This window comes from Streptomyces sp. NPDC040545 (assembly GCF_055595065.1).
Genome location: NZ_JBVIWA010000001.1, coordinates 191,826 through 215,899 on the forward strand (window position 1 = coordinate 191,826; position 24,074 = coordinate 215,899).

37 protein-coding genes are annotated in these 24,074 nt (G+C 67.4%); all 37 read left to right on the plus strand.

Going from position 1 to position 24,074, the window contains the following annotated elements; translation table 11 throughout:
- Positions 1 to 104: 104 nt before the first annotated feature.
- The 37 genes from ACZ573_RS00925 to ACZ573_RS01105 all read left to right on the plus strand — a co-directional run bounded on the left by ACZ573_RS00925 (position 105) and on the right by ACZ573_RS01105 (position 24,068).
- Positions 105 to 506 carry a DUF2304 family protein gene (locus ACZ573_RS00925; RefSeq protein ID WP_471297492.1) on the plus strand — a complete coding sequence of 134 codons (402 nt, stop codon included), beginning with the start codon at positions 105 to 107 and terminating at the stop codon, positions 504 to 506.
- Positions 503 to 1,309 carry a glycosyltransferase family 2 protein gene (locus ACZ573_RS00930; protein ID WP_471297494.1) on the plus strand — a complete coding sequence of 269 codons (807 nt, stop codon included), beginning with the start codon at positions 503 to 505 and terminating at the stop codon, positions 1,307 to 1,309. The genes ACZ573_RS00925 and ACZ573_RS00930 overlap by 4 nt, the downstream gene beginning before the upstream one ends.
- A gap of 9 nt (positions 1,310 to 1,318) precedes the next feature.
- A complete protein-coding gene (locus tag ACZ573_RS00935) occupies positions 1,319 to 2,203 on the plus strand; it encodes a glycosyltransferase (RefSeq protein ID WP_471297496.1) in 885 nt (294 codons plus the stop codon).
- A 25-nt stretch (positions 2,204 to 2,228) separates the two neighbouring features.
- On the plus strand, positions 2,229 to 3,527 hold the full coding sequence (locus ACZ573_RS00940) for a lipopolysaccharide biosynthesis protein (RefSeq protein WP_471297498.1): 1,299 nt from the start codon (positions 2,229 to 2,231) through the stop codon (positions 3,525 to 3,527).
- 144 nt (positions 3,528 to 3,671) lie between these two features.
- Positions 3,672 to 4,787, plus strand: a complete 1,116-nt coding sequence (locus ACZ573_RS00945) for a serine/threonine-protein kinase (protein WP_471297500.1) — start codon at positions 3,672 to 3,674, stop codon at positions 4,785 to 4,787.
- A 470-nt stretch (positions 4,788 to 5,257) separates the two neighbouring features.
- Complete coding sequence (gene rpsJ / locus ACZ573_RS00950; RefSeq protein ID WP_003948644.1) at positions 5,258 to 5,566, plus strand: 30S ribosomal protein S10; 309 nt, start codon at positions 5,258 to 5,260, stop codon at positions 5,564 to 5,566.
- Between the two features lie 14 nt (positions 5,567 to 5,580).
- Positions 5,581 to 6,225: a 50S ribosomal protein L3 gene (gene rplC / locus ACZ573_RS00955; protein ID WP_007265899.1), complete on the plus strand. Its 645-nt coding sequence runs from the start codon at positions 5,581 to 5,583 to the stop codon at positions 6,223 to 6,225.
- A gap of 4 nt (positions 6,226 to 6,229) precedes the next feature.
- A complete protein-coding gene (gene rplD / locus ACZ573_RS00960) occupies positions 6,230 to 6,880 on the plus strand; it encodes a 50S ribosomal protein L4 (protein ID WP_030388861.1) in 651 nt (216 codons plus the stop codon).
- Complete coding sequence (gene rplW / locus ACZ573_RS00965; protein WP_007265901.1) at positions 6,880 to 7,203, plus strand: 50S ribosomal protein L23; 324 nt, start codon at positions 6,880 to 6,882, stop codon at positions 7,201 to 7,203. The genes rplD and rplW overlap by 1 nt, the downstream gene beginning before the upstream one ends.
- 39 nt (positions 7,204 to 7,242) lie before the next feature.
- Complete coding sequence (gene rplB / locus ACZ573_RS00970) at positions 7,243 to 8,079, plus strand: 50S ribosomal protein L2 (RefSeq protein ID WP_008739715.1); 837 nt, start codon at positions 7,243 to 7,245, stop codon at positions 8,077 to 8,079.
- 12 nt (positions 8,080 to 8,091) lie between these two features.
- A complete protein-coding gene (gene rpsS, locus ACZ573_RS00975; protein ID WP_008739713.1) occupies positions 8,092 to 8,373 on the plus strand; it encodes a 30S ribosomal protein S19 in 282 nt (93 codons plus the stop codon).
- Positions 8,374 to 8,416: 43 nt separating this feature from the next.
- A complete protein-coding gene (rplV, locus tag ACZ573_RS00980) occupies positions 8,417 to 8,764 on the plus strand; it encodes a 50S ribosomal protein L22 (protein WP_007265904.1) in 348 nt (115 codons plus the stop codon).
- A complete protein-coding gene (gene rpsC, locus ACZ573_RS00985) occupies positions 8,764 to 9,606 on the plus strand; it encodes a 30S ribosomal protein S3 (protein WP_030230639.1) in 843 nt (280 codons plus the stop codon). Before rplV ends, rpsC begins: the two co-directional genes overlap by 1 nt.
- 5 nt (positions 9,607 to 9,611) lie before the next feature.
- A complete protein-coding gene (gene rplP, locus ACZ573_RS00990; RefSeq protein ID WP_008739704.1) occupies positions 9,612 to 10,031 on the plus strand; it encodes a 50S ribosomal protein L16 in 420 nt (139 codons plus the stop codon).
- Positions 10,031 to 10,255: a 50S ribosomal protein L29 gene (gene rpmC / locus ACZ573_RS00995; RefSeq protein WP_008739703.1), complete on the plus strand. Its 225-nt coding sequence runs from the start codon at positions 10,031 to 10,033 to the stop codon at positions 10,253 to 10,255. The genes rplP and rpmC overlap by 1 nt, the downstream gene beginning before the upstream one ends.
- Positions 10,255 to 10,536, plus strand: coding sequence for a 30S ribosomal protein S17 (gene rpsQ, locus ACZ573_RS01000; RefSeq protein ID WP_030008467.1), 282 nt, complete (start codon positions 10,255 to 10,257; stop codon positions 10,534 to 10,536). Before rpmC ends, rpsQ begins: the two co-directional genes overlap by 1 nt.
- Positions 10,537 to 10,673: 137 nt before the next feature.
- Positions 10,674 to 11,042, plus strand: coding sequence for a 50S ribosomal protein L14 (gene rplN, locus ACZ573_RS01005; protein WP_008739701.1), 369 nt, complete (start codon positions 10,674 to 10,676; stop codon positions 11,040 to 11,042).
- Positions 11,043 to 11,044: 2 nt separating this feature from the next.
- Complete coding sequence (rplX, locus tag ACZ573_RS01010; RefSeq protein ID WP_030008468.1) at positions 11,045 to 11,356, plus strand: 50S ribosomal protein L24; 312 nt, start codon at positions 11,045 to 11,047, stop codon at positions 11,354 to 11,356.
- Positions 11,356 to 11,907 carry a 50S ribosomal protein L5 gene (gene rplE, locus ACZ573_RS01015; RefSeq protein WP_301367833.1) on the plus strand — a complete coding sequence of 184 codons (552 nt, stop codon included), beginning with the start codon at positions 11,356 to 11,358 and terminating at the stop codon, positions 11,905 to 11,907. Before rplX ends, rplE begins: the two co-directional genes overlap by 1 nt.
- Before the next feature lie 5 nt (positions 11,908 to 11,912).
- Positions 11,913 to 12,098, plus strand: a complete 186-nt coding sequence (locus ACZ573_RS01020) for a type Z 30S ribosomal protein S14 (RefSeq protein WP_003956452.1) — start codon at positions 11,913 to 11,915, stop codon at positions 12,096 to 12,098.
- A 222-nt stretch (positions 12,099 to 12,320) separates the two neighbouring features.
- Positions 12,321 to 12,719 (plus strand): 30S ribosomal protein S8, encoded by a 399-nt coding sequence (rpsH, locus tag ACZ573_RS01025; RefSeq protein WP_007265911.1) that lies wholly within the window; start codon positions 12,321 to 12,323, stop codon positions 12,717 to 12,719.
- Positions 12,720 to 12,739: 20 nt separating this feature from the next.
- Positions 12,740 to 13,279 (plus strand): 50S ribosomal protein L6, encoded by a 540-nt coding sequence (gene rplF, locus ACZ573_RS01030; protein ID WP_030008470.1) that lies wholly within the window; start codon positions 12,740 to 12,742, stop codon positions 13,277 to 13,279.
- Positions 13,280 to 13,281: 2 nt separating this feature from the next.
- Complete coding sequence (gene rplR, locus ACZ573_RS01035) at positions 13,282 to 13,665, plus strand: 50S ribosomal protein L18 (protein WP_030008471.1); 384 nt, start codon at positions 13,282 to 13,284, stop codon at positions 13,663 to 13,665.
- 45 nt (positions 13,666 to 13,710) lie between these two features.
- Entirely contained in the window at positions 13,711 to 14,313 is a 603-nt protein-coding gene (rpsE, locus tag ACZ573_RS01040) for a 30S ribosomal protein S5 (protein WP_030388857.1), read from the plus strand.
- Positions 14,313 to 14,495, plus strand: a complete 183-nt coding sequence (gene rpmD / locus ACZ573_RS01045; protein WP_005313525.1) for a 50S ribosomal protein L30 — start codon at positions 14,313 to 14,315, stop codon at positions 14,493 to 14,495. The genes rpsE and rpmD overlap by 1 nt, the downstream gene beginning before the upstream one ends.
- Position 14,496: 1 nt before the next feature.
- The gene (gene rplO, locus ACZ573_RS01050) at positions 14,497 to 14,952 is read left to right on the plus strand and encodes a 50S ribosomal protein L15 (protein WP_030008473.1); all 456 of its coding nucleotides are present in this window, start codon (positions 14,497 to 14,499) and stop codon (positions 14,950 to 14,952) included.
- A gap of 187 nt (positions 14,953 to 15,139) precedes the next feature.
- Positions 15,140 to 16,453, plus strand: a complete 1,314-nt coding sequence (gene secY / locus ACZ573_RS01055) for a preprotein translocase subunit SecY (RefSeq protein ID WP_030008474.1) — start codon at positions 15,140 to 15,142, stop codon at positions 16,451 to 16,453.
- Positions 16,453 to 17,100, plus strand: a complete 648-nt coding sequence (locus ACZ573_RS01060; RefSeq protein WP_471297504.1) for an adenylate kinase — start codon at positions 16,453 to 16,455, stop codon at positions 17,098 to 17,100. The genes secY and ACZ573_RS01060 overlap by 1 nt, the downstream gene beginning before the upstream one ends.
- A 103-nt stretch (positions 17,101 to 17,203) precedes the next feature.
- Entirely contained in the window at positions 17,204 to 18,055 is an 852-nt protein-coding gene (gene map / locus ACZ573_RS01065) for a type I methionyl aminopeptidase (RefSeq protein ID WP_390799118.1), read from the plus strand.
- Positions 18,056 to 18,193: 138 nt separating this feature from the next.
- Positions 18,194 to 18,415, plus strand: coding sequence for a translation initiation factor IF-1 (gene infA, locus ACZ573_RS01070; protein WP_003956442.1), 222 nt, complete (start codon positions 18,194 to 18,196; stop codon positions 18,413 to 18,415).
- A gap of 73 nt (positions 18,416 to 18,488) precedes the next feature.
- On the plus strand, positions 18,489 to 18,602 hold the full coding sequence (gene rpmJ, locus ACZ573_RS01075; protein ID WP_003956441.1) for a 50S ribosomal protein L36: 114 nt from the start codon (positions 18,489 to 18,491) through the stop codon (positions 18,600 to 18,602).
- Between the two features lie 201 nt (positions 18,603 to 18,803).
- Positions 18,804 to 19,184, plus strand: a complete 381-nt coding sequence (gene rpsM / locus ACZ573_RS01080) for a 30S ribosomal protein S13 (protein ID WP_007265919.1) — start codon at positions 18,804 to 18,806, stop codon at positions 19,182 to 19,184.
- A 54-nt stretch (positions 19,185 to 19,238) separates the two neighbouring features.
- On the plus strand, positions 19,239 to 19,643 hold the full coding sequence (rpsK, locus tag ACZ573_RS01085) for a 30S ribosomal protein S11 (protein WP_003956432.1): 405 nt from the start codon (positions 19,239 to 19,241) through the stop codon (positions 19,641 to 19,643).
- A 151-nt stretch (positions 19,644 to 19,794) separates the two neighbouring features.
- Positions 19,795 to 20,817, plus strand: coding sequence for a DNA-directed RNA polymerase subunit alpha (locus ACZ573_RS01090; protein WP_007265920.1), 1,023 nt, complete (start codon positions 19,795 to 19,797; stop codon positions 20,815 to 20,817).
- A 141-nt stretch (positions 20,818 to 20,958) separates the two neighbouring features.
- On the plus strand, positions 20,959 to 21,420 hold the full coding sequence (gene rplQ, locus ACZ573_RS01095) for a 50S ribosomal protein L17 (RefSeq protein ID WP_030008477.1): 462 nt from the start codon (positions 20,959 to 20,961) through the stop codon (positions 21,418 to 21,420).
- Positions 21,421 to 21,530: 110 nt separating this feature from the next.
- The gene (gene truA / locus ACZ573_RS01100) at positions 21,531 to 22,382 is read left to right on the plus strand and encodes a tRNA pseudouridine(38-40) synthase TruA (RefSeq protein ID WP_471297506.1); all 852 of its coding nucleotides are present in this window, start codon (positions 21,531 to 21,533) and stop codon (positions 22,380 to 22,382) included.
- 57 nt (positions 22,383 to 22,439) lie between these two features.
- On the plus strand, positions 22,440 to 24,068 hold the full coding sequence (locus ACZ573_RS01105) for an ABC-F family ATP-binding cassette domain-containing protein (RefSeq protein WP_471297508.1): 1,629 nt from the start codon (positions 22,440 to 22,442) through the stop codon (positions 24,066 to 24,068).
- Positions 24,069 to 24,074 lie beyond the last annotated feature (6 nt).

The following is a 24,074-nucleotide window of genomic DNA, read 5'->3' on the forward strand; positions in this document are numbered from 1 at the left end:
GGGCCCCGGGGTGCAACCTCCCGGGCCCCGTTCGCGTCATATGCCGTGCCATATGCTTCTCCTATAAAGACGTTGGCCCCTTCGCGCGAAAGGCGCCGCCCGCTGTGCGACTCTCCGTTCTGACCTCCATCACCGGTCTTCTGGTGCTGGGGTACATCCTCGAGCTGCTGCGCCGCCAGCAACTGCGGGAGAAGTACGCGGCGATATGGCTCGCCATCGGATTGCTGGCCGCCCCGCTCGGGTTCGTCCCCGACCTGCTGGACCCGGTGGCCAGGAGCCTCGGCGTGGCATCCGGCGTGAGTCTGGTGTTCTTCATCGGGTTCGTCCTGGTCCTGCTGGTGAGCCTGCACCTCAGCTGGGAGACCAGTCGGCTGGAGGCGGAGACCCGCACCCTGGCGGAGGACGTCGCGCTGATCCGCGCGCACCTCGTCCAGCAGGGCGGTTACCCCAGCACGTCGCCGCGCGCGGAGGATTCCGGCGCCATCGAGGCACAGGTGAAGTCGTGAACGACGGTCGTCGCGTCCTGATCATTCTTCCCGCCTGGAACGAGCAGGACGGTCTGCCCTCCGTCCTGCGCGAGATCCAGCAGCAACTGCCCTACGTGGACACCCTCGTGGTCGACGACGGTTCGGCGGACAACACCGCCGAGGTGGCCCGGGCGGCCGGCTCGGCCGTCGCCCAGCTGCCCTTCAACCTCGGTGTCGGCGGCGCGATGCGGCTCGGCTACCGCTACGCGCAGCAGCACGACTACGACGTGGCGATCCAGGTGGACGCCGACGGCCAGCACGACCCGGCGTACGTGCCGGCGCTGCTGGAGCGCCTCGCCGTCGGCGACGCCGACCTGGTCATAGGCGCCCGGTTCGCCGGCGACGGCGACTACACGGTGCGCGGCCCGCGCAAGTGGGCGATGTCGCTGCTGTCCGTGGTGCTGTCGCGCATCACCCGGACCAAGCTCACCGACACCACCTCGGGCTTCCGCGCCTGCAACCGGCCGCTCATAGAGTTCTTCGCCCGCTGGTACCCCGTGGAGTACCTCGGGGACACCATCGAGTCCATGGTGGGCGCGGCCCGCTCCGGCTTCACCGTGCGCCAGATCCCCGTGGCGATGCGCGAACGGACCACCGGCCGGCCGAGCGCCTCGCCGTTCCGGGCGATGGTCTACCTCACCCGCGCCGGCCTCGTGCTGCTGCTCGCGATGATCCGCCGGATGCCCGGCGAGCTCAAGGCGTTCACGCCCGGCACCCCGGCGTACACCGCCTTCCAGCAGCGCACCGCCGAGCTGGTCGCCCGCGAGCTGACCAAGGCCTAGGCGGAGAACATGTCGCGTTTCGAAATCCTTCTGCCGTACTACGGCGACGTCGCGCTGATGCAGGATGCCGTCCGCAGCGTCCTGGCCCAGGACGGCGACGACTGGCGCCTCACCGTCGTCGACGACGGGCGCGAGCCGGGCGTCCCCGAGTGGTTCGAGGGGCTGTCGGACCCCCGCGTCCGCTACTTCCGCAACGAGCGCAACCTCGGGGTGACCGGCAACTTCAACCGCTGCGTCGAGCTCGCCGAGTACGAGTACCTGGTGCTCATGGGCTGCGACGACCTCATGCACCCGAACTACCTGCAGGTGGTGCGGGCCGCGGCCGACCGAGAGCCGGCCGCCGCGATGATCCAGCCGGGCGTCCTCGTGATCGGCACCGACGGCCGGGAGTACGACACCCTGGTCGACCGGACCAAGCGCAAGCTGTACTCCCCGAAGGGCCCGGGCCAGGCCCTGCTCGGCGGCGAGGAGCTGGCCATCAGCCTGCTGCGCGGTAACTGGCTGTACTTCCCGTCGATCTGCTGGCGCACGGAGGCGGTCAAGCGCTTCGGCTTCCGCACCGACCTGGGCGTGATCCAGGACCTCGCCCTGGTCGTCGACCTGCTGGTGGCGGGGGAGACCCTGGCCACCACGCCGCAGGTCTGCTTCAGCTACCGCCGGCACGCCGGGAGCGAGTCCTCCGCCAAGGCCTACACCGGCCACCGCTTCGAGGAGGCCAAGCGCTTCTTCGTGGAGACCGCCGACCGCCTGGACCGGCACGGCTGGCCGCGCGCCGCCAAGGTCTCCCGCCTGCACCTCTCCTCCCGGCTGCACGCGATCACCCTGCTGCCCGGCGCTGTGAAGCACGCCGGCCGGCCCGGTGTCAGCGCCATGCTCCGCCACGCCACGCGCTGAGCGTGCGGCCGATGAAAGCTACGGGATGAACCCGATCGCGAAACTGCTCAAAGCCCTGCCCCCCGGGACCGCCATGGTCGCGGGGGGCACCGCCGTACTCGGCGCCGCCTCCTACATCCACCTCGCGGTGGCCGGGCACAGCCTCTCCGAGGCCGAGAAGGCCGGCGTCTCGGTGCTGTGGACCCTCGTGATGTCCGTCGGGATCGGCCTGTTCTTCCCGATCGAGCAGGAGCTCACCCGGATCGTCGCCGCCCGCGTGGTGCGCGGTGAGGGCGCCGCGCCGGTGCTCCGGAAGGCGGGACTGCTGACCGGGGGCGTCCTCGGCGCGGTCCTCGGCGCGCTCGCCGTCTTCGCCCGGCCGATCGCCGACCGGCTGTTCCACGGCGACCTCCAGATGGTCGCCGTGCTCGGGGGTGCCTTCGCCGGGATGGCCCTGTGCTACCTCACGCGGGGCGTCCTCGCAGGCACCGGCCGGTTCACCGCGTACGGCTCCCAGCTCGCGGTCGACGGCGGCCTGCGGATCGTGCTGGCCTTCGCCTGCGCCGCCGCCGGGCTGCACTCGGCGCTCGCCTTCAGCCTGATCCTCGTCGTGGCGCCGTTCGTCGCCCTGCTGGTCACGCTGGCCCCGACGCTGCGCGCGGCGCGGCCCGGCGGCGCGTTCCCCACCCGGGAGCTGGTCCGCGGCCTCGGGCCGCTGACCGCCTCCACCCTGCTGGCGCAGGTGGTGGTCAACGCGGCGGTGATGAGCACCCAGCTGCTGGAGCCGACCCGCATCGCCCTGATCTCGGCCCTGCTCAGCGCCCTGGTGCTGGCCCGGGTGCCGCTGTTCGTCTTCGGCTCGCTGCAGGCCTCGCTGCTCTCCGGCCTGTCCACCGTGGTGGCCGCCGGCGACCACCAGGGCTTCGCCCGGATGCTCCGCAAGGCCTGCCTGGTGGTGCTCGGCCTCGGCGCGATCGGCGGCGTGCCCGCCGTGCTGCTCGGACCCTGGCTGATCGAGGTCCTGTTCCGCGCCCAGCCGGGCCAGCTCGGCCACCTCGACTTCCTCTGGTTCGCCGTCGGGACGACCTGCTACATGCTGGCGATGGTGCTCGGCCAGGCGCAGATGGTGCTGCACAAGCACCGCGCCCAGCTGGTCTGCTGGGTGTTCGGCACCGCGGTCCTGCTCGGGATCACCCTGCTCCCCGGTGACATCGCGCTGCGCGTGGGCCTCGCCTACGCGGTCGGCTCGCTCGCCACCGCCGCCGCGATGCTGCTGACCCTGCGCGGCGCCGTGCCGCGCCGTAGCGCCGCGGCCGTCCCCGGCGGGCAGCTCGCCGAGGTCTGAGGCCCGCCGGCGACCGGCACCTCCCTCAGTACGATTTCATGATCCGGCGGCGTGACCAGTCGCCCGATCGGCGGCCGAGAGGCCCCGCACGGTGCGGGGCCTCTCGGCCGTGGCGGACACATACGGATGCACACGGGGTGGGGCATGGGCAGGAACGACGGGGACGCGCGCAGCGGGGGCATATCCGACGAGGAGCTGGCGGCGTTCCTGGAACAGGCCTCCTCGGGCCCCGGGGAGGCACCGCGGGAGCCCTCGGCGCGGGCCCGGATGGTGACCGAGCGGCTGCGCGACCAGCAGGATCCGCCGGGCTGGCGCACCGGCCCGGCCTCGCCGGGGATACGGGGCGGGCGGGGCCGGGCCGGGCGGCGGATCAAGGCCACCCTGGCCGTCGTCTTCATCGCCGGGCTCGCGCTGGTCGCGCTACGGCCCGAGCTGCTGATCGACCGGATCACGGGCAAGACCGAGGCCCGCCAGGAGGCCCGGAACGCCGCTCCGCTGCCCGGGGAGTCCGGACGTCCGACCGCCCCACCGCCGTCGACGGCGCCCGACCGGCCGACCCCGCAGGAACCTTTCCGTGGCTCCCCGGCCCTCCAGTGGGCCGACGGCGCCGCCGGCATCGAGGTCCCCGCGGCCGCGGCCGTCGGCGGGATGTCCCAGCAGCAGGTCGCGGACGCGCTGGAGGAGGCCAGGCAGTTCCTGATCGCGGCCAATCTCGACCCGGCCACCCTGCGCGGCGAGCGGCCGGCCGCCGCCCTGGCGGTCCTGGACCCCAAGCAGCCGGAGGTCCCGCAGCGGCTGGAGCAGTCCCTGACCAAGCCCACCGCGGAGAACACCCCGGTGATGCTCTTCACCCGCTTCGACCCTACAAAGGTCAAGCCGGTCGGCGACGTGGTCAAGGTGCGCGGCAGCATGCGGGCGGAGGCGGGGGAGCCCGGGGAACTGCTCGTGGTGACGGACTACACCTTCGTCCACCCCATGACGAACGGCGGCACGAGCGTGCAGCGCACCATCGTGCGCCGCCAGGTCACCCTGAGCCTGCTCGACCCGGCGCGCTGGGAGACCACCCGGGGCCGGCTCCAGCTGCGCAAGTACGTCTCGGAGTGGTCGAACGTCGCCTGCGAGACGGCCGACGGCTTCCTGCACCCGGACTTCCCGCAGGACGCTCCGGCCGGGCCGGCGCCCACCGGTCCCGCCGTGGATCCGTACGACCGCAGCAGGGACATCGAGGGCGAAGGGTGCGGGACGGTCACGCGCTCCTGACCGGGGGAGGAGCCCCGCCGGGCGATGCGCGTGGTGCGGTTTGACCACTCAGCGTGGCGGGGTATTCTCTTCGGCCCGATTGGCCAGGTACGTGCCTCGTATGGCAGACTACTCAAGTTGCTCGGCTGAGTGCCGATGCTGCGCGCCTCCCGCCGGGAGGACCGGAAGCGAGTCCCACAGTACTCGTCGTCCTTAATCTGCCTTTCGGGGCAGCAATGGGGGCGGACGTACGGGAATCTTCTGGGAAGTGTCAGCACGGTGCCCACCAGGCACTCGGTGGGTGTTTCTCCCCCGAATCGCGGTCATCGGGACCGTACCCCCTTGGACGAGGGAATTTCCGTATGGGAATTTTCTGTAGAGGGAGTGCGACACGCCCGACCGCGTGGGTCGGAGGAGAGGCCGCGGGATCCGTCCCGCAGCCGACCGGGAGCCAGAGCGTTTCCACATAGAGACAGGACTACGGAGTAGCCATGGCGGGACAGAAGATCCGCATCCGGCTCAAGGCCTACGACCACGAGGTCATCGATTCCTCGGCGAAGAAGATCGTCGAGACGGTGACGCGCACTGGTGCGTCGGTCGCGGGCCCGGTGCCGCTGCCCACTGAGAAGAACGTGTACTGCGTCATCAAGTCGCCGCACAAGTACAAGGACTCGCGCGAGCACTTCGAGATGCGCACGCACAAGCGCCTGATCGACATCCTCGACCCGACCCCCAAGACCGTTGACTCGCTGATGCGCCTGGACCTTCCGGCCGGCGTTGACATCGAGATCAAGCTCTGAGAGGCGTCGAGAAGATGGCAAAGCAGATCAAGGGCGTCCTGGGCGAGAAGCTCGGCATGACCCAGGTCTGGGACGAGAACAACCGTGTCGTCCCGGTGACCGTGGTCAAGGCCGGACCCTGCGTCGTTACCCAGGTCCGTACGAACGACATCGACGGCTACGAGTCGGTCCAGATCGCCTTCGGCGAGATCGACCCGCGCAAGGTGAACAAGCCCCTCAAGGGCCACTTCGCCAAGGCCGACGTGACCCCCCGCCGCCACCTGGTGGAGCTCCGCACCTCCGACGCCAGCGAGTACACGCTCGGCCAGGAGATCACTGCTGAGGTGTTCGAGTCCGGCGTCAAGGTTGACGTCACGGGCAACAGCAAGGGCAAGGGCTTCGCCGGTGTCATGAAGCGGCACAACTTCCGGGGCCTCGGCGCCGGTCACGGTGTGCAGCGCAAGCACCGCTCCCCCGGTTCGATCGGTGGCTGCGCCACCCCTGGGCGTGTCTTTAAGGGCATGCGCATGGCCGGTCGTATGGGTAACGAGCGCGTCACCACCCAGAACCTGACCATCCACGCGGTTGACGCGGAGAAGGGTCTGCTGCTCATCAAGGGCGCGGTCCCCGGTCCGAACGGCGGCCTCGTCCTGGTCCGTACCGCGGCCAAGGGGGCTTGAGGTAATGAGCACCATTGACATCCTTTCGCCGGCAGGCGACAAGGCCGGTACCGTCGAGCTCCCCGCGGAGATCTTCGACGCGAAGACCAGCGTTCCGCTGATCCACCAGGTCGTTGTCGCTCAGCTGGCTGCTGCCCGTCAGGGCACGCACAAGACCAAGCGTCGTGGCGAAGTCCGTGGTGGTGGCCGCAAGCCGTACCGCCAGAAGGGCACCGGCCGCGCTCGCCAGGGTTCCACCCGCGCTCCGCAGTTCGTCGGCGGTGGCGTTGTCCACGGCCCGCAGCCGCGTGACTACTCGCAGCGGACCCCGAAGAAGATGAAGGCCGCCGCCCTCCGCGGTGCCCTCTCGGACCGTGCGCGTCACTCCCGCATCCACGTCGTCACCGGCGTGGTCGAGGGTGCCGCCTCCACGAAGGCCGCCAAGACGCTGTTCGGCAAGATCTCGGAGCGCAAGAACCTGCTCCTGGTCGTCGACCGCGCCGAAGAGGCCGCGTGGCTGTCCGCCCGCAACCTGCCCCAGGTTCACATCCTGGAGCCGGGCCAGCTGAACACGTACGACGTGATCGTCTCTGACGACGTGGTCTTCACTCAGGCCGCTTTCGAGTCCTTCGTGTCTGGCCCCAAGGCCGATGAGACCGAAGGGAGCGACGCCTGATGTCTGAGGCGACCGTTACCAGCAAGACCTTCACTGACCCGCGCGACCTGCTGATCAAGCCGGTTGTCTCGGAGAAGAGCTACGCGCTGCTGGACGAGAACAAGTACACGTTCATCGTCGCGCCCGGCGCCAACAAGACCCAGATCAAGCAGGCCGTGGAAGCGGTCTTCTCGGTCAAGGTCACCGGGGTCAACACGATCAACCGTCAGGGTAAGCGCAAGCGCACCAAGACCGGTTTCGGCAAGCGTGCGAACACCAAGCGCGCCATCGTGACCCTTGCCGAGGGCAACCGTATCGACATCTTCGGCGGCCAGGCCTCCTAACGGAGGTCTAGTCGTCCGGAATCGGACGAGGACTGAGAAATGGGTATCCGCAAGTACAAGCCGACGACCCCGGGCCGTCGTGGCTCCAGCGTCGCCGACTTTGTCGAGATCACGCGGTCCACGCCGGAGAAGTCGCTGGTTCGCCCCCTGCACAGCAAGGGCGGCCGTAACAACACCGGTCGGATCACCGTTCGCCACCAGGGTGGTGGACACAAGCGCGCCTACCGCGTGATCGACTTCCGTCGTCACGACAAGGACGGCGTGCCGGCCAAGGTCGCGCACATCGAGTACGACCCCAACCGCACCGCGCGCATCGCGCTCCTGCACTACGCGGACGGCGAGAAGCGCTACATCATCGCGCCGAAGGCTCTGAAGCAGGGCGACCGGATTGAGAACGGCCCCACGGCCGACATCAAGCCCGGTAACAACCTGGCCCTCCGCAACATCCCGGTCGGTACCACGATCCACGCGATCGAGCTCCGTCCCGGTGGCGGCGCCAAGTTCGCGCGCTCCGCTGGTGCCTCCGTGCAGCTGCTGGCGAAGGAGGGCACCATGGCCCACCTTCGTATGCCGTCCGGTGAGATCCGTCTCGTCGACGCGCGCTGCCGCGCCACGGTCGGCGAGGTCGGCAACGCCGAGCAGTCGAACATCAACTGGGGCAAGGCCGGCCGCATGCGCTGGAAGGGCGTTCGCCCGTCCGTCCGCGGTGTCGCGATGAACCCGGTTGACCACCCGCACGGTGGTGGTGAGGGCAAGACCAGTGGTGGTCGCCACCCGGTCTCCCCGTGGGGTCAGAAGGAGGGTCGTACTCGCTCGCCGAAGAAGGCTTCGAGCAAGTACATCGTCCGCCGCCGCAAGACGAACAAGAAGCGCTAGGAGCGGGTTTAGATGCCGCGCAGTCTCAAGAAGGGGCCCTTCGTCGACGACCACCTCGTAAAGAAGGTGGACGTCCAGAACGAAGCCGGCACCAAGAACGTCATCAAGACCTGGTCCCGTCGCTCGATGATCATCCCCAGCATGCTGGGTCACACCATCGCGGTGCACAACGGCAAGACCCACGTCCCGGTGTTCGTCACCGAGTCGATGGTCGGCCACAAGCTCGGCGAGTTCTCGCCGACTCGCACCTTCCGCGGCCACGTCAAGGACGACCGGAAGTCGAAGCGCCGCTAAAGGCGGGGTGGTTATGACTATGACTTACACCGAAGGGACAACCATGGAAGCCAGGGCCCAGGCGCGGTACATCCGCGTCACGCCCATGAAGGCCCGCCGAGTGGTGGACCTTATCCGTGGCATGGATGCCACGGAGGCTCAGGCGGTCCTGCGTTTCGCCCCGCAGGCCGCGAGCGTGCCGGTTGGCAAGGTGCTTGACAGCGCCATCGCCAACGCCGCACACAACTACAACCACCCGGACGCCTCCACGCTGGTCATCAGCGAGGCGTACGTGGACGAGGGCCCGACCCTGAAGCGGTTCCGTCCGCGTGCGCAGGGCCGTGCCTACCGGATCCGCAAGCGGACCAGCCACATCACCGTGGTCGTCAGCAGCAAGGAAGGTTCCCGGTAATGGGCCAGAAGGTAAACCCGCACGGGTTCCGGCTCGGCATCACCACCGACTTCAAGTCGCGTTGGTACGCCGACAAGCTGTACAAGGACTACGTCAAGGAAGACGTCGCCATCCGTCGGATGATGACGTCCGGCATGGAGCGCGCCGGCATCTCGAAGGTTGAGATCGAGCGCACCCGTGACCGCGTGCGTGTGGACATCCACACCGCTCGTCCGGGCATCGTCATCGGCCGCCGTGGCGCCGAGGCCGACCGCATCCGCGGTGACCTCGAGAAGCTCACGGGCAAGCAGGTCCAGCTGAACATCCTCGAGGTCAAGAACCCCGAGCTCGACGCTCAGCTGGTTGCCCAGGCCGTTGCCGAGCAGCTCTCCTCCCGCGTCTCCTTCCGTCGCGCCATGCGTAAGAGCATGCAGGGCACGATGAAGGCCGGCGCCAAGGGCATCAAGATCCAGTGTGGCGGTCGTCTCGGCGGCGCCGAGATGTCCCGCTCCGAGTTCTACCGCGAAGGCCGTGTGCCGCTGCACACCCTCCGCGCGAACGTGGACTACGGCTTCTTCGAGGCCAAGACCACCTTCGGCCGTATCGGTGTGAAGGTCTGGATCTACAAGGGCGACGTCAAGAACATCGCCGAGGTTCGCGCCGAGAACGCTGCGGCCCGTGCGGGTAACCGCCCGGCCCGTGGCGCGCAGGGCGCTGGCGACCGTCCCGCCGGCCGTGGTGGCCGTGGTGGCGAGCGCGGCGGCCGTGGTGGCCGCAAGCCGCAGCAGGCTGCTGGTGTCGAGGCCCCCAAGGCCGACGCTCCCGCCGCCGCTCCGGCCGAGAGCACCGGAACGGAGGCCTGACCGACATGCTGATCCCTCGTAGGGTCAAGCACCGCAAGCAGCACCACCCGAAGCGCAGCGGTATGGCCAAGGGCGGTACTGAGGTCACGTTCGGCGAGTACGGCATCCAGGCGCTGACCCCGGCTTACGTGACGAACCGCCAGATCGAGGCGGCTCGTATTGCGATGACCCGCCACATCAAGCGTGGCGGCAAGGTCTGGATCAACATCTACCCGGACCGCCCGCTGACGAAGAAGCCGGCCGAAACCCGCATGGGTTCCGGTAAGGGTTCTCCCGAGTGGTGGATCGCCAACGTGCACCCGGGTCGGGTCATGTTCGAGCTGTCCTACCCGAACGAGAAGATTGCTCGTGAGGCGCTCACCCGCGCTGCTCACAAGCTTCCGATGAAGTGCCGGATTGTTCGGCGCGAGGCAGGTGAGTCGTGATGGCGACGGGAACCAAGGCGTCCGAGCTGCGTGAGCTCGGCAACGAGGAGCTCGTTGGCAAGCTGCGCGAGGCCAAGGAGGAGCTGTTCAAGCTCCGCTTCCAGGCGGCCACGGGTCAGCTGGAGAACAACGGCCGGCTCAAGTCCGTCCGTAAGGACATCGCTCGCATCTACACCCTGATGCACGAGCGTGAGCTCGGTATCGAGACGGTGGAGAGCGCCTGATGAGCGAGAACAACGTGACTGAGAAGACCGAGCGCGGCTTCCGCAAGACCCGTGAGGGTCTGGTCGTCAGCGACAAGATGGACAAGACCGTCGTCGTCGCCGTCGAGGACCGCGTCAAGCACGCCCTGTACGGCAAGGTCATCCGCCGTACGAACAAGCTCAAGGCGCACGACGAGCAGAACGCTGCCGGCGTCGGCGACCGCGTCCTCATCATGGAGACGCGTCCGCTGTCGGCGAGCAAGCGCTGGCGCATCGTCGAGATCCTCGAGAAGGCCAAGTAAGGCAATTCGCGCAAGCGAATTCCAAACAGACACAGTCTGAGGGGTTTCCCTCAGATTCGTTCCGCCAGGCTCGGTGGGGGCGACGCTCTCCGGAGTGAAGCCCCCGCCGGGAACCGGCAGACAAACAGGAGATACACGTGATCCAGCAGGAGTCGCGACTGCGTATCGCCGACAACACTGGTGCAAAGGAAATCCTTTGCATCCGTGTTCTCGGTGGTTCCGGTCGCCGCTACGCGGGCATCGGTGACGTCATCGTCGCCACCGTCAAGGACGCGATCCCCGGTGGCAACGTGAAGAAGGGTGACGTCGTCAAGGCGGTCATCGTTCGCACCGTCAAGGAGCGTCGCCGCCAGGACGGCTCGTACATCCGCTTCGACGAGAACGCCGCCGTCATTCTGAAGAACGACGGCGACCCTCGCGGCACCCGTATCTTCGGCCCCGTGGGCCGTGAGCTGCGCGAGAAGAAGTTCATGAAGATCATCTCGCTCGCGCCGGAGGTGCTGTAAGCATGAAGATCAAGAAGGGCGACCTGGTTCAGGTCATCACCGGTAAGGACAAGGGCAAGCAGGGCAAGGTCATCGTCGCCTTCCCCGCCGACAACCGCGTCCTCGTCGAGGGTGTCAACCGGGTCAAGAAGCACACCAAGGCTGCGCAGAACCAGGCCGGTGGCATTGTGATCACCGAGGCCCCGGTCCACGTCAGCAACGTTCAGCTGGTTGTGGAGAAGGACGGCAAGAAGGTCGTCACCCGCGTCGGCTACCGCTTCGACGACGAGGGCAACAAGATCCGCGTTGCCAAGCGGACGGGTGAGGACATCTGATGGCTACCACTCCGCGTCTCAAGACGAAGTACCGCGAGGACATCACCGGCAAGCTGCGTGAGGAGTTCTCCTACGAGAACGTCATGCAGATCCCCGGCCTCGTGAAGATCGTGGTCAACATGGGTGTGGGCGACGCCGCCCGCGACTCCAAGCTGATCGACGGCGCCATCAAGGACCTGACGACGATCACCGGTCAGAAGCCGGCCGTCACCAAGGCCCGCAAGTCCATCGCGCAGTTCAAGCTGCGCGAGGGTCAGCCGATCGGCTGCCACGTCACCCTCCGTGGTGACCGCATGTGGGAGTTCCTGGACCGTACGCTGTCGCTCGCGCTGCCGCGTATCCGTGACTTCCGTGGTCTGTCGCCGAAGCAGTTCGACGGCCGTGGTAACTACACCTTCGGTCTCACGGAGCAGGTCATGTTCCACGAGATCGACCAGGACAAGATCGACCGTACCCGGGGTATGGACATCACCGTGGTCACCACGGCGACCAACGACGACGAGGGCCGTGCCCTCCTTCGTCACCTCGGCTTCCCCTTCAAGGAGGCGTAAGCGAGATGGCGAAGAAGGCTCTCATCGCGAAGGCTGCCCGTAAGCCCAAGTTCGGTGTGCGTGCGTACACCCGCTGCCAGCGCTGCGGTCGCCCCCACTCCGTGTACCGCAAGTTCGGCCTGTGCCGCGTGTGCCTTCGTGAGATGGCTCACCGTGGCGAGCTGCCGGGCGTGACCAAGAGCTCCTGGTAATTCCCTTCCGTCCGTAAGGACTTGGGAAGTACCAGAGACTCTCGGTAAGCATCTGGTCGGTGGGTGCCCAGCTCCGCATGCCGTAGGCTTGTGGGGTTGGGCGTCCGCCGCCCTATCGACTTACTACGCCGTAGGTCCCCGCACCGCACCCGTCCCGCCACTGAGTGGGGAGAGGGATGGCGCATACAGGAAACCCCGGCGAGAGAGGCCGAAGGCCACTTCATGACCATGACTGACCCGATCGCAGACATGCTGACCCGTCTGCGTAACGCTAACTCGGCGTACCACGACACCGTCGTGATGCCGCACAGCAAGATCAAGTCGCACATCGCAGAGATCCTCAAGCAGGAGGGTTTCATCACCGGCTGGAAGGTCGAGGACGCCGAGGTCGGCAAGAACCTCGTCCTCGAGCTGAAGTTCGGGCCGAACCGTGAGCGCTCCATCGCGGGCATCAAGCGGATCTCGAAGCCCGGTCTGCGCGTGTACGCGAAGTCCACCAACCTGCCGAAGGTGCTCGGCGGCCTGGGCGTGGCGATCATCTCCACGTCGCACGGTCTGCTCACCGGCCAGCAGGCAGGCAAGAAGGGCGTAGGTGGGGAAGTCCTCGCCTACGTCTGGTAGTCGGGAACGGAGGAAAAGCAATGTCGCGAATCGGCAAGCTCCCCATCCAGGTTCCCGCCGGTGTGGACGTCACCATCGATGGCAGCACGGTCGCGGTGAAGGGCCCCAAGGGTTCCCTCTCCCACACCGTTAAGGCTCCCATCGCCGTCGTGAAGGGCGAGGACGGCGTTCTGAACGTCACCCGTCCGAACGACGAGCGTCAGAACAAGGCCCTGCACGGCCTGTCCCGCACGCTGGTGGCGAACATGATCACCGGTGTGACCACGGGATACGTCAAGGCTCTCGAGATCAGCGGTGTCGGTTACCGTGTCCTGGCGAAGGGCTCCAACCTGGAGTTCCAGCTGGGTTACAGCCACCCGATCCTGGTGGAGGCGCCCGAGGGCATCTCCTTCAAGGTCGAGTCGCCGACCAAGTTCACGGTCGAGGGCATCGACAAGCAGAAGGTCGGCGAGGTCGCCGCCAACATCCGCAAGCTGCGGAAGCCCGACCCGTACAAGGCCAAGGGTGTCAAGTACGCCGGCGAAGTCATCCGCCGCAAGGTCGGAAAGGCTGGTAAGTAGCCATGGCATACGGTGTGAAGATCGCCAAGGGCGACGCGTACAAGCGCGCTGCCAAGGCTCGCCGCCACATCCGCATCCGCAAGAACGTCTCGGGTACGGCGGAGCGTCCGCGCCTCGTCGTGACGCGTTCGAACCGCAACATCGTTGCTCAGGTCATCGACGACCTCCAGGGTCACACCCTGGCGTCGGCGTCGACCCTGGACGCTTCGATCCGTGGTGGCGAAGGCGACAAGAGCTCGCAGGCCCAGGCTGTCGGCGCGCTCGTCGCCGAGCGTGCCAAGGCTGCGGGTGTCGAGACCGTCGTGTTCGACCGCGGTGGCAACCGATACGCCGGGCGCATTGCCGCTCTGGCTGACGCCGCCCGCGAAGCCGGGCTGAAGTTCTAAGCCCCGGTTCCGGGACTCACGGACGTAACAGAGAGAGGTAATCCAATGGCTGGACCCCAGCGCCGCGGAAGCGGTGCCGGTGGCGGCGAGCGGCGGGACCGGAAGGGTCGCGACGGTGGCCCTGCCGCCGAGAAGACCGCTTACGTTGAGCGCGTTGTCGCGATCAACCGCGTCGCCAAGGTTGTCAAGGGTGGTCGCCGCTTCAGCTTCACCGCGCTGGTCGTGGTGGGCGACGGTGACGGCACTGTAGGTGTCGGTTACGGCAAGGCCAAGGAAGTTCCCGCGGCCATCGCCAAGGGTGTCGAGGAAGCCAAGAAGAACTTCTTCAAGGTTCCGCGCATCCAGGGCACCATCCCTCACCCGATCCAGGGCGAGAAGGCTGCGGGCGTCGTCCTGCTGAAGCCTGCTTCCCCCGGTACCGGTGTTATCGCCGGTGGCCCGGTGCGCGCCGTTCTGGAGTGCGCCGGCGTTCACGACATCCTGTCGAAGTCCCTGGGCTCCGACAACGCGATCAACATCGTGCACGCGACCGTGGCGGCCCTCCAGGGCCTGCAGCGTCCCGAGGAGATCGCGGCTCGCCGTGGTCTGCCCCTCGAGGACGTCGCCCCCGCGGCTCTGCTTCGTGCACGTGCTGGGGCGGGTGCGTAATGGCTCGCCTCAAGATCACGCAGACGAAGTCGTACATCGGCAGCAAGCAGAACCACCGCGACACTCTGCGTTCGCTCGGGCTCAAGCGCCTGAACGACGTGGTCGTCAAGGAGGACCGCCCCGAGTTCCGCGGAATGGTGCACACCGTCCGCCACCTCGTGACGGTTGAGGAGGTTGACTAACATGGCTGAGAACAGCCCGCTGAAGGCCCACAACCTCCGTCCCGCCCCCGGCGCCAAGACCGCGAAGACCCGTGTCGGTCGTGGTGAGGCGTCGAAGGGTAAGACGGCCGGTCGTGGTACGAAGGGCCAGAAGGCCCGCTACCAGATCCCGCAGCGCTTCGAGGGTGGGCAGATGCCCCTCCACATGCGCCTGCCGAAGCTCAAGGGCTTCAAGAACCCGTTCCGCACCGAGTTCCAGGTCGTCAACCTGGACAAGCTCGGCGCTCTCTACCCCGAGGGTGGAGAAGTCACGGTGGCCGACCTGGTCGCCAAGGGCGCGGTTCGCAAGAACAGCCTCGTCAAGGTCCTGGGCCAGGGCGAGATCTCCGTGGCGCTGCAGGTTTCGGTTGACGCCGTCTCCGCCTCCGCCAAGGAGAAGATTGCCGCTGCCGGCGGCACCGTCACCGAGCTCGTCTAAGACGATTTCAGTGGCTGAATAGCTCGAAACCCGACCGGGGATGCCTCACATATGGGGCATCCCCGGTCGGTCGTTCCACGGAAGGCACACTCGCCGGTAAGGTGGCGTGCACCTTTGCTTTGTCGTATTCGTCGATCCCTCAGACCGTCACCTCTGACGCAGTAGCGCGGGGGTCGCAGGAGGCACCGTGCTCACCGCGTTCGCCCGGGCGTTCAAGACGCCCGACCTGCGCAAGAAGCTGCTCTTCACGCTCGGCATCATCGTGCTGTTCCGGCTCGGGTCCCACGTCCCGGTACCCGGCGTGAGCTACAAGAACGTTCAGATCTGTGTGGAGCAGGCAGGCAGCAGCAATGGGCTGTTCGGCCTGGTCAACATGTTCAGCGGCGGTGCGCTGCTGCAGATCACGATCTTCGCGCTCGGCATCATGCCCTACATCACGGCGAGCATCATTCTGCAGCTGCTGACCGTGGTCATCCCGAAGCTGGAGACCCTCAAAAAAGAGGGACAGTCCGGCACGGCGAAGATCACTCAGTACACGCGCTATCTGACGGTCGCGCTCGCGATCCTGCAGGGCACGGGCCTCGTCGCCACGGCCCGCACCGGTGCCCTGTTCCAGGGCTGCCAGGCCGCCAGCGAGATCGTTCCCGACCGCTCGATCTTCACCACGGTCGTCATGGTCGTCACCATGACCGCCGGTACCTGCGTCGTCATGTGGCTCGGTGAGCTCATCACCGACCGCGGTATCGGCAACGGTATGTCGATCCTCATGTTCATCTCGATCGCCGCCGGCTTCATCGGCGCCCTCTGGCAGATCAAGCTCCAGGGCAAGATCGCGGACGGCTGGGTCGAGTTCGGCGTGGTCATCCTGGTCGGCCTCGCGATGGTGTGCCTCGTGGTCTTCGTCGAGCAGGCGCAGCGCCGGATCCCGGTCCAGTACGCGAAGCGCATGATCGGCCGCCGCGCGTACGGCGGTACCTCGACCTATATCCCGCTCAAGGTGAACCAGGCGGGCATCATCCCCGTCATCTTCGCCTCGTCGCTGCTCTACATCCCGGCGCTTGTCGTGCAGTTCAGCGGGTCCCAGGCGGGCTGGGCCACCTGGATCCAGAAGCACTTCGTCAAGGGCGACCACCCGTACTACATCGCGGCCTACTTCCTCCTGATCGTTTTCTTCGCGTTCTTCTACGTGGCGATCTCGTTCAACCCCGAGGAAGTTGCAGACAACATGAAGAAGTATGGTGGGTTCATCCCGGGCATCCGCGCCGGTCGGCCCACCGCCGAGTACCTCAGCTACGTACTCAACCGGATCACCTGGCCGGGGTCGCTGTACCTGGGTCTCATCGCTCTTGTGCCGACGATGGCGTTGGCCGGCTTCGGAGCGAACCAGAACTTCCCGTTCGGCGGGACGAGCATCCTGATCATCGTGGGTGTGGGTCTGGAAACCGTGAAGCAGATCGAGAGCCAGCTCCAGCAGCGTAATTACGAAGGGTTCCTCCGCTGATGCGAATCGTCCTCGTTGGACCGCCCGGTGCGGGCAAGGGAACGCAGGCCGCGTTCCTTGCCAAGAACCTGTCGATTCCGCACATCTCCACGGGCGACCTGTTCCGGGCCAACATCAGCCAGGGCACCGAACTCGGCAAGCAGGCCAAGGCGTACATGGACGCCGGCGACCTGGTGCCCGACGAGGTGACCATCGGCATGGCGAAGGACCGTATGGAGCAGCCGGACGCCGTGAACGGCTTCCTGCTCGACGGATTCCCGCGCAACGTCTCGCAGGCCGAGGCGCTCGACGCGATGCTCCAGGCCGAGGGCATGAAGCTCGACGCCGTCCTCGACCTGGAGGTCGAGGAGGACGAGGTCGTCAAGCGGATCGCCGGCCGGCGGATCTGCCGCAACGACTCCTCGCACGTCTTCCACGTGACGTACGCCCCGCCGAAGGTCGAGGGTGTCTGTGACACCTGCGGCGGCGAGCTGTACCAGCGAGGCGACGACTCCGAGGCCACGGTCCGTAACCGGCTGGAGGTCTACCACACGCAGACCGAGCCGATCATCGACTACTACAAGGCCCAGGGCCTGCTGGTGACCATCCCGGCCCTCGGTGAGGTCGCGGACGTCACGAAGCGCGCGATGGACGCCCTCAAGAAGTAGTAACCCTTTGTGCGCAGGTACGGCCGCGGTGTCCCCAGGACATCGCGGCCGTACTGTTGAGAAGACCTGAACAACGCAGATCCGAAGGTGGAAGGCATTTCCCATGGTCCAGATCAAGACCCCCGAGCAGATCGCGAAGATGCGCGAGGCAGGGCTGGTCGTCGCGGCGATCCACGCTGCGACCCGTGAGGCGGCCGTACCCGGCGCCACGACGCGGGATCTGGACATGGTGGCCCGCAAGGTCATCGAGGACGCCGGGGCCAAGTCGAACTTCCTCGGCTACGGCGGCTTCCCCGCGACCATCTGCACCTCGGTGAACGAGGTCGTCGTCCACGGCATCCCAGACGACAAGACCGTCCTCAAGGACGGGGACATCATCTCCATCGACGCGGGTGCGATCGTGGACGGCTGGCACGGCGACGCCGCGTACACCGCCTTCGTGGGCACCGGGCACGCTCCTGAGCTCGTGGAGCTGTCCCGGGTGACCGAGGAGTCCATGTGGGCCGGCATCGCCGCCATGAAGCTCGGCAACCGCCTCGTCGACATCTCCAAGGCGATCGAGACGTACATCAAGCGCCAGCCCCGCCCCTCCACCGGTGAGCACAGCCTCGGCAAGTTCGGGATCATCGAGGACTACGGCGGCCACGGCATCGGGTCCGAGATGCACATGGACCCCCACCTGCTGAACTACGTCTCGCGCAAGCGGGGCAAGGGGATCAAGCTGGTTCCGGGCCTCTGCCTGGCGATCGAGCCCATGGTCTCCCTGGGCACCGCCCAGACGGAGGTCCTTTCGGACGACTGGACGGTCATCACGACGGACGGCACCTGGTCCTCGCACTGGGAGCACTCCATCGCGCTGACGGAGGCCGGGCCCATCGTCCTGACCAGCCCGGACTGTGGAAAGGCGAAGCTGGCGGAGTACGGAGTCACCACGGCTCCGGACCCCCTCGGTTAATGATCTAGACTCTGGGGCAAACTTTCCGGATTCGTCTTTCTGGGTGCCCTGACGTAGACTGACTCGTCGGCTCTCGTGCACTTCCATGCCTGCATGGCGCACGGAGCTGATCAAGGTAGCCGATTCGAAAGGCGAAGCGTGGCCAAGAAGCAAGGTGCCATCGAAATCGAGGGCACCGTGATCGAGTCCCTCCCGAACGCGATGTTCAAGGTGGAACTCCAGAACGGTCACAAGGTCCTCGCGCACATCAGCGGCAAGATGCGCATGCACTACATCCGCATCCTCCCCGATGACCGGGTCGTTGTGGAGCTGTCTCCGTACGACCTGACGCGTGGCCGGATCGTCTACCGATACAAGTAGATCTTGCTCTCACTCCTGCCTGGGCATCCGTCCCGGTGCGGGTGGTGGCACTGACCCGGAGAACCTCACCAACATGAAGGTCAAGCCGAGCGTCAAGAAGATCTGCGACAAGTGCAAGGTGATCCGCCGTCACGGCCGGGTCATGGTCATCTGCGACAACCTGCGCCACAAGCAGCGCCAGGGCTGACGCACGCCGACCGACCTGCCTTCCGCAGTTCTTCGCGCGACGTAAGAAAACGTACATACGCAGAACCCGCCCAGCCCTGTACGGGGCCGGCGGTACCTCCGGCGGGGGCCGGGGACCCGGGCGTACCATCACCCCACTTCGGGGTGGTCGGCGGTCGGGGTCGGTTCTGCTGAAGACCCCCGAACACACAGGAGCCATTGAATGGCACGCGTTTCCGGTGTTGACATCCCGCGCGAAAAGCGCGTGGAGATCGCACTCACCTACGTCTTCGGTATCGGGCGCACCCGGTCCAAGGAGATCCTCGCCTCCACCGGCGTGAACCCGAACACCCGCGTTCGTGACCTGGCCGAAGAGGACCTCGTCAAGATCCGCGAGTACGTGGACGCCAACCTCCGTACCGAGGGTGACCTCCGCCGCGAGATCCAGGGCGACATCCGCCGCAAGATCGAGATCCAGTGCTACCAGGGTATCCGCCACCGTCGCGGCCTCCCGGTGCACGGTCAGCGCACCAGCACCAACGCGCGTACCCGCAAGGGCCCGCGTCGCGCGATCGCCGGTAAGAAGAAGCCGGGCAAGAAGTAGTCCTGTTCAGCGGTCTTGCGCTGTAGGACCGACCACCTCCCGTAGGAGATTTAGATGCCCCCCAAGGGTCGTCAGGGCGCTGCCAAGAAGGTGCGCCGCAAGGAAAAGAAGAACGTCGCTCACGGGCACGCCCACATCAAGAGCACGTTCAACAACACCATCGTTTCGATCACCGACCCCTCGGGCAACGTGATCTCCTGGGCCTCCGCCGGCCACGTCGGCTTCAAGGGCTCGCGCAAGTCCACCCCCTTCGCCGCGCAGATGGCCGCCGAGTCGGCCGCCCGCCGCGCGCAGGAGCACGGCATGCGCAAGGTTGACGTCTTCGTCAAGGGTCCGGGCTCCGGCCGCGAGACCGCGATCCGCTCCCTCCAGGCCACCGGCCTCGAGGTCGGCTCGATCCAGGACGTCACCCCCACCCCGCACAACGGCTGCCGCCCGCCGAAGCGCCGCCGCGTCTGACGCAGCGGACGCACCTGTGCGTTCTTGAGTGTCCGGGCGGTACGACCCCTTCGGGGGACGTACCGCCCGTACCCTTGCAGTAGCCGTACTTCCGGTACGGCATCCCGTCGGGCGTCAAATAGTGGGCGTCCACGAATGAAGGAACACAGACATGCTTATCGCTCAGCGTCCTTCGCTGACCGAAGAGGTCGTCGACGAGTACCGCTCGCGGTTCGTGATCGAGCCGCTGGAGCCGGGCTTCGGCTACACCCTCGGCAACTCCCTGCGCCGTACCCTCCTGTCCTCCATCCCGGGTGCCGCTGTCACCAGCATCCGCGTGGACGGCGTCCTGCACGAGTTCACCACCGTGCCGGGCGTCAAGGAAGACGTCACCGACATCATCCTCAACATCAAGCAGCTGGTCGTCTCCTCGGAGCACGACGAGCCGGTCGTGATGTACCTGCGCAAGCAGGGTCCCGGCCTGGTCACCGCTGCTGACATCGCGCCCCCGGCCGGTGTCGAGGTGCACAACCCGGACCTGGTCCTCGCCACGCTCAACGGCAAGGGCAAGCTGGAGATGGAGCTGACCGTCGAGCGCGGTCGCGGCTACGTCTCCGCCGTCCAGAACAAGCAGCTGGGCCAGGAGATCGGCCGTATCCCGGTCGACTCCATCTACAGCCCGGTCCTCAAGGTCACCTACAAGGTCGAGGCGACCCGAGTCGAGCAGCGCACCGACTTCGACAAGCTGATCGTCGACGTCGAGACCAAGCAGGCCATGCGCCCGCGTGACGCCATGGCGTCCGCCGGTAAGACCCTGGTCGAGCTGTTCGGTCTGGCGCGTGAGCTCAACATCGACGCCGAGGGCATCGACATGGGCCCCTCGCCGACGGACGCGGCCCTGGCCGCCGACCTGGCGCTGCCGATCGAGGAGCTCGAGCTCACGGTCCGCTCGTACAACTGCCTCAAGCGCGAGGGCATCCACTCCGTGGGTGAGCTCGTCGCCCGCTCCGAGGCCGACCTGCTCGACATCCGCAACTTCGGTGCGAAGTCGATCGACGAGGTCAAGGCGAAGCTGGCCGGCATGGGCCTGGCCCTCAAGGACAGCCCGCCCGGATTCGACCCGACCGCCGCCGCCGACGCCTTCGGCGCCGACGACGACGCGGACGCCGGTTTCGTCGAGACCGAGCAGTACTGATTCACCCCCGCCGCCGGCGGCTGAGGCCTTTGGCCTGGGTCGCCGGCCGGGTTTGAACCGAAAACTTTCCCGCGGCATCCGCCTCGGGGGAACTGACACCGGTACCTGACACGGCCGGTGCAGATATGAAGGAGTTACACCATGCCGCGTCCCGCAAAGGGTGCCCGTCTGGGCGGTTCCGCCGCGCACGAGAAGCACCTCCTCGCGAACCTCGCGAAGTCGCTCTTCGAGCACGGCCGCATCACCACCACCGAGGCCAAGGCCCGCCGCCTGCGTCCCTACGCCGAGCGTCTGGTCACCAAGGCCAAGAAGGGCGACATCCACAACCGTCGCCTGGTGCTGCAGACGATCACGGACAAGAGCATCGTGCACACGCTGTTCACCGAGATCGCCCCGCGCTACGAGAACCGCCCCGGTGGTTACACGCGCATCACCAAGATCGGCAACCGTCGTGGCGACAACGCCCCGATGGCCGTGATCGAGCTGGTCGAGGCCCTCACGGTCGCCCAGCAGGCCACCGGTGAGGCCGAGGCCGCCACCAAGCGCGCGGTCAAGGAGGCGGAGGCTGTCGAGACCCCCGCCGAGGAGACCAAGGAGGCCTGATCCCCCGGGATCACGCTTGCTTGAACGGCTCTGAACGGGCCCGCCCCCTTCCGGGGCGGGCCCGTTCTGCTTTTGCCTGGCGGTATCGGCTTTCTGAGAGGATCGGTCACGTGAGTGACGAGGTGGAGCCCGGGCACGTCCGGGTGCGGCTGGACCTGAGCTACGACGGCAAGGACTTCTCCGGCTGGGCGAAGCAGCGCGTGCTGCGGACCGTCCAGGGCGAGCTGGAGTCGGCCCTGCAGACCGTGATGCGGCTGCCGGGCCCGGTCGAGCTGACCGTGGCCGGGCGGACCGACGCGGGCGTGCACGCCCGCGGGCAGGTCGCCCAGTTCGACCTCGCCGAGGAGGTGTGGGCCGAGCACCACGACAAGCTGCTGCGCCGCCTCGCGGGCCGGCTGCCGCACGACGTACGGGTGTGGAAGGTGGCCGAGGCCCCCGAGGGCTTCAACGCGCGTTTCTCGGCCATCTGGCGCCGCTACGCCTACCGCGTCGGCGACCACCAGGGCGGCGTCGACCCGCTGCGCCGCGGGCACGTGCTCTGGCACCAGTGGCCGCTCGACGTGGACGCCATGAACGAGGCCGCCGCCCCGTTGCTCGGCGAGCACGACTTCGCCGCGTACTGCAAGAAGCGCGAGGGTGCCACGACCATCCGTACCCTCCAGCAGCTCAGCTGGGAGCGCGCCGAGGACGGGATCGTCACCGCGACCGTCCGCGCCGACGCCTTCTGCCACAACATGGTCCGCTCGCTGGTGGGAGCCCTCCTGCACGTCGGCGACGGGCACCGGCCCACCGACTGGCCCGGCAAGGTGCTGGCGGCCGCCGTACGGGACTCCTCGGTGCACGTGGTCAAGCCGCACGGCCTGACCCTGGAGGAGGTCGGTTACCCGGCGGACGAGCTGCTGGCCGCGCGCAGCAAGGAAGCGCGCAACATGCGGACCCTGCCGGGCGCCGGCTGCTGCTGAAAGCCCCCGCAGGTGTGCGGCTAATCCGTTTGGGCGGATCGGCGCCGGACCGGGACAATGCCCGGCATGGGACATCTCGAAGCCAGCCACCTGGAGTACTACCTTCCCGACGGGCGGGTACTGCTCCCTGACGTCTCCTTCCGCGTGGGGGAGGGGTCGGTCGCCGCGCTCGTCGGGGCGAACGGGGCCGGCAAGACCACCCTGCTGAAGATGATCTCGGGTGAGCTCCAGCCGCACGGCGGCGGGATCACCGTCTCCGGCGGCCTCGGCGTGATGTCGCAGTTCGTGGGCTCGGTGCGGGACGAGACGACCGTACGGGACCTGCTGGTCTCGGTGGCCCAGCCGCGCATCCGGGAGGCCGCCAAGGCGGTGGACCGCGCCGAGCAGCTGATCCTGACGGTGGACGACGAGGCCGCCCAGATGGCCTACGCGCAGGCGCTGAGCGACTGGGCGGACGTCCAGGGGTACGAGGCGGAGACGCTGTGGGACGTCTGCACCATGGCCGCGCTGGCGATTCCGTACGACAGCGCGCAGTTCCGCGAGGTGCGCACGCTCTCGGGCGGTGAGCAGAAGCGCCTCGTGCTGGAGGCGCTGCTGCGCGGGCCCGACGAGGTGCTGCTCCTCGACGAGCCGGACAACTATCTGGACGTCCCCGGCAAGCGCTGGCTGGAGGAGCAGCTGAAGGCCACCCGCAAGACGGTGCTCTTCGTCTCCCACGACCGGGAGCTGCTGACCCAGGCCGCCGAGAAGATCATCAGCCTGGAGGCGAGCCCGACGGGCTCCGACGTCTGGGTGCACGGCGCCGGCTTCGCCACGTACCACGACGCCCGCAAGGAGCGCTTCGCGCGCTTCGAGGAGCTCAAGCGGCGCTGGGACGAGGAGCACGCGCGGCTGAAGGCGCTGGTGCTGCGGCTGCGCAACCAGGCCGCGAGCAGCCCCGACATGGCCTCGCGGTACCGGGCGATGCAGACCCGCTTCCAGAAGTTCGAGGAGGCCGGTCCGCCGCCGGAGCCGCCGCGGGAGCAGGACATCCGGATGCGGCTCAAGGGCGGGCGTACGGGCGTGCGCGCCCTGACCGTGGAGGACCTGGAGCTGACCGGCCTGATGAAGCCCTTCTCCCTGGAGGTCTTCTACGGGGAGCGGGTCGCGGTCCTCGGCTCGAACGGCTCGGGCAAGTCGCACTTCCTGCGCCTGCTGGCGGGCGAGGACGTCAAGCACACGGGCACGTGGAAGCTGGGCGCGCGGGTGGTTCCCGGCCACTTCGCACAGACCCACGCCCACCCGGAGCTCTTCGGGCGGACCCTCGTCGACATCCTGTGGACGGAGGCGGCGAAGCCCCTGGGACAGGCGATGGGCGCCCTGCGCCGGTACGAGCTGGAGCGCCAGGGCGACCAGCCGTTCGAGAAGCTCTCGGGCGGGCAGCAGGCGCGCTTCCAGATCCTGCTGCTGGAGCTGGCGGGCACCACGGCGCTGCTGCTGGACGAGCCGACGGACAACCTGGACCTGGAGTCGGCGGAGGCCCTGCAGGACGGACTGGAGGCGTATGACGGCACTGTGCTGTGCGTCACGCACGACCGGTGGTTCGCGCGCACATTTGACCGTTACCTGGTCTTCGGTTCGGACGGTGTTGTGCGGGAGACTCAGGAACCCGTCTGGGACGAACGTAGAGTCGAACGCAAGCGCTAGGGGGAG

Coding starts and splice junctions, on each gene's coding strand:
- ACZ573_RS00935 (WP_471297496.1), top strand. CDS start 1,319: ATGTCGCGTTTCGAAATCCTTCTGCCGTACTACGGCGACGTCGCGCTG.
- ACZ573_RS00940 (WP_471297498.1), top strand. CDS start 2,229: ATGAACCCGATCGCGAAACTGCTCAAAGCCCTGCCCCCCGGGACCGCC.
- ACZ573_RS00945 (WP_471297500.1), top strand. CDS start 3,672: ATGGGCAGGAACGACGGGGACGCGCGCAGCGGGGGCATATCCGACGAG.
- rpsJ (WP_003948644.1), top strand. CDS start 5,258: ATGGCGGGACAGAAGATCCGCATCCGGCTCAAGGCCTACGACCACGAG.
- rplC (WP_007265899.1), top strand. CDS start 5,581: ATGGCAAAGCAGATCAAGGGCGTCCTGGGCGAGAAGCTCGGCATGACC.
- rplD (WP_030388861.1), top strand. CDS start 6,230: ATGAGCACCATTGACATCCTTTCGCCGGCAGGCGACAAGGCCGGTACC.
- rplW (WP_007265901.1), top strand. CDS start 6,880: ATGTCTGAGGCGACCGTTACCAGCAAGACCTTCACTGACCCGCGCGAC.
- rplB (WP_008739715.1), top strand. CDS start 7,243: ATGGGTATCCGCAAGTACAAGCCGACGACCCCGGGCCGTCGTGGCTCC.
- rpsS (WP_008739713.1), top strand. CDS start 8,092: ATGCCGCGCAGTCTCAAGAAGGGGCCCTTCGTCGACGACCACCTCGTA.
- rplV (WP_007265904.1), top strand. CDS start 8,417: ATGGAAGCCAGGGCCCAGGCGCGGTACATCCGCGTCACGCCCATGAAG.
- rpsC (WP_030230639.1), top strand. CDS start 8,764: ATGGGCCAGAAGGTAAACCCGCACGGGTTCCGGCTCGGCATCACCACC.
- rplP (WP_008739704.1), top strand. CDS start 9,612: ATGCTGATCCCTCGTAGGGTCAAGCACCGCAAGCAGCACCACCCGAAG.
- rpmC (WP_008739703.1), top strand. CDS start 10,031: ATGGCGACGGGAACCAAGGCGTCCGAGCTGCGTGAGCTCGGCAACGAG.
- rpsQ (WP_030008467.1), top strand. CDS start 10,255: ATGAGCGAGAACAACGTGACTGAGAAGACCGAGCGCGGCTTCCGCAAG.
- rplX (WP_030008468.1), top strand. CDS start 11,045: ATGAAGATCAAGAAGGGCGACCTGGTTCAGGTCATCACCGGTAAGGAC.
- rplE (WP_301367833.1), top strand. CDS start 11,356: ATGGCTACCACTCCGCGTCTCAAGACGAAGTACCGCGAGGACATCACC.
- ACZ573_RS01020 (WP_003956452.1), top strand. CDS start 11,913: ATGGCGAAGAAGGCTCTCATCGCGAAGGCTGCCCGTAAGCCCAAGTTC.
- rpsH (WP_007265911.1), top strand. CDS start 12,321: ATGACCATGACTGACCCGATCGCAGACATGCTGACCCGTCTGCGTAAC.
- rplF (WP_030008470.1), top strand. CDS start 12,740: ATGTCGCGAATCGGCAAGCTCCCCATCCAGGTTCCCGCCGGTGTGGAC.
- rplR (WP_030008471.1), top strand. CDS start 13,282: ATGGCATACGGTGTGAAGATCGCCAAGGGCGACGCGTACAAGCGCGCT.
- rpsE (WP_030388857.1), top strand. CDS start 13,711: ATGGCTGGACCCCAGCGCCGCGGAAGCGGTGCCGGTGGCGGCGAGCGG.
- rpmD (WP_005313525.1), top strand. CDS start 14,313: ATGGCTCGCCTCAAGATCACGCAGACGAAGTCGTACATCGGCAGCAAG.
- rplO (WP_030008473.1), top strand. CDS start 14,497: ATGGCTGAGAACAGCCCGCTGAAGGCCCACAACCTCCGTCCCGCCCCC.
- ACZ573_RS01060 (WP_471297504.1), top strand. CDS start 16,453: ATGCGAATCGTCCTCGTTGGACCGCCCGGTGCGGGCAAGGGAACGCAG.
- map (WP_390799118.1), top strand. CDS start 17,204: ATGGTCCAGATCAAGACCCCCGAGCAGATCGCGAAGATGCGCGAGGCA.
- rpmJ (WP_003956441.1), top strand. CDS start 18,489: ATGAAGGTCAAGCCGAGCGTCAAGAAGATCTGCGACAAGTGCAAGGTG.
- rpsM (WP_007265919.1), top strand. CDS start 18,804: ATGGCACGCGTTTCCGGTGTTGACATCCCGCGCGAAAAGCGCGTGGAG.
- rpsK (WP_003956432.1), top strand. CDS start 19,239: ATGCCCCCCAAGGGTCGTCAGGGCGCTGCCAAGAAGGTGCGCCGCAAG.
- ACZ573_RS01090 (WP_007265920.1), top strand. CDS start 19,795: ATGCTTATCGCTCAGCGTCCTTCGCTGACCGAAGAGGTCGTCGACGAG.
- rplQ (WP_030008477.1), top strand. CDS start 20,959: ATGCCGCGTCCCGCAAAGGGTGCCCGTCTGGGCGGTTCCGCCGCGCAC.
- ACZ573_RS01105 (WP_471297508.1), top strand. CDS start 22,440: ATGCCCGGCATGGGACATCTCGAAGCCAGCCACCTGGAGTACTACCTT.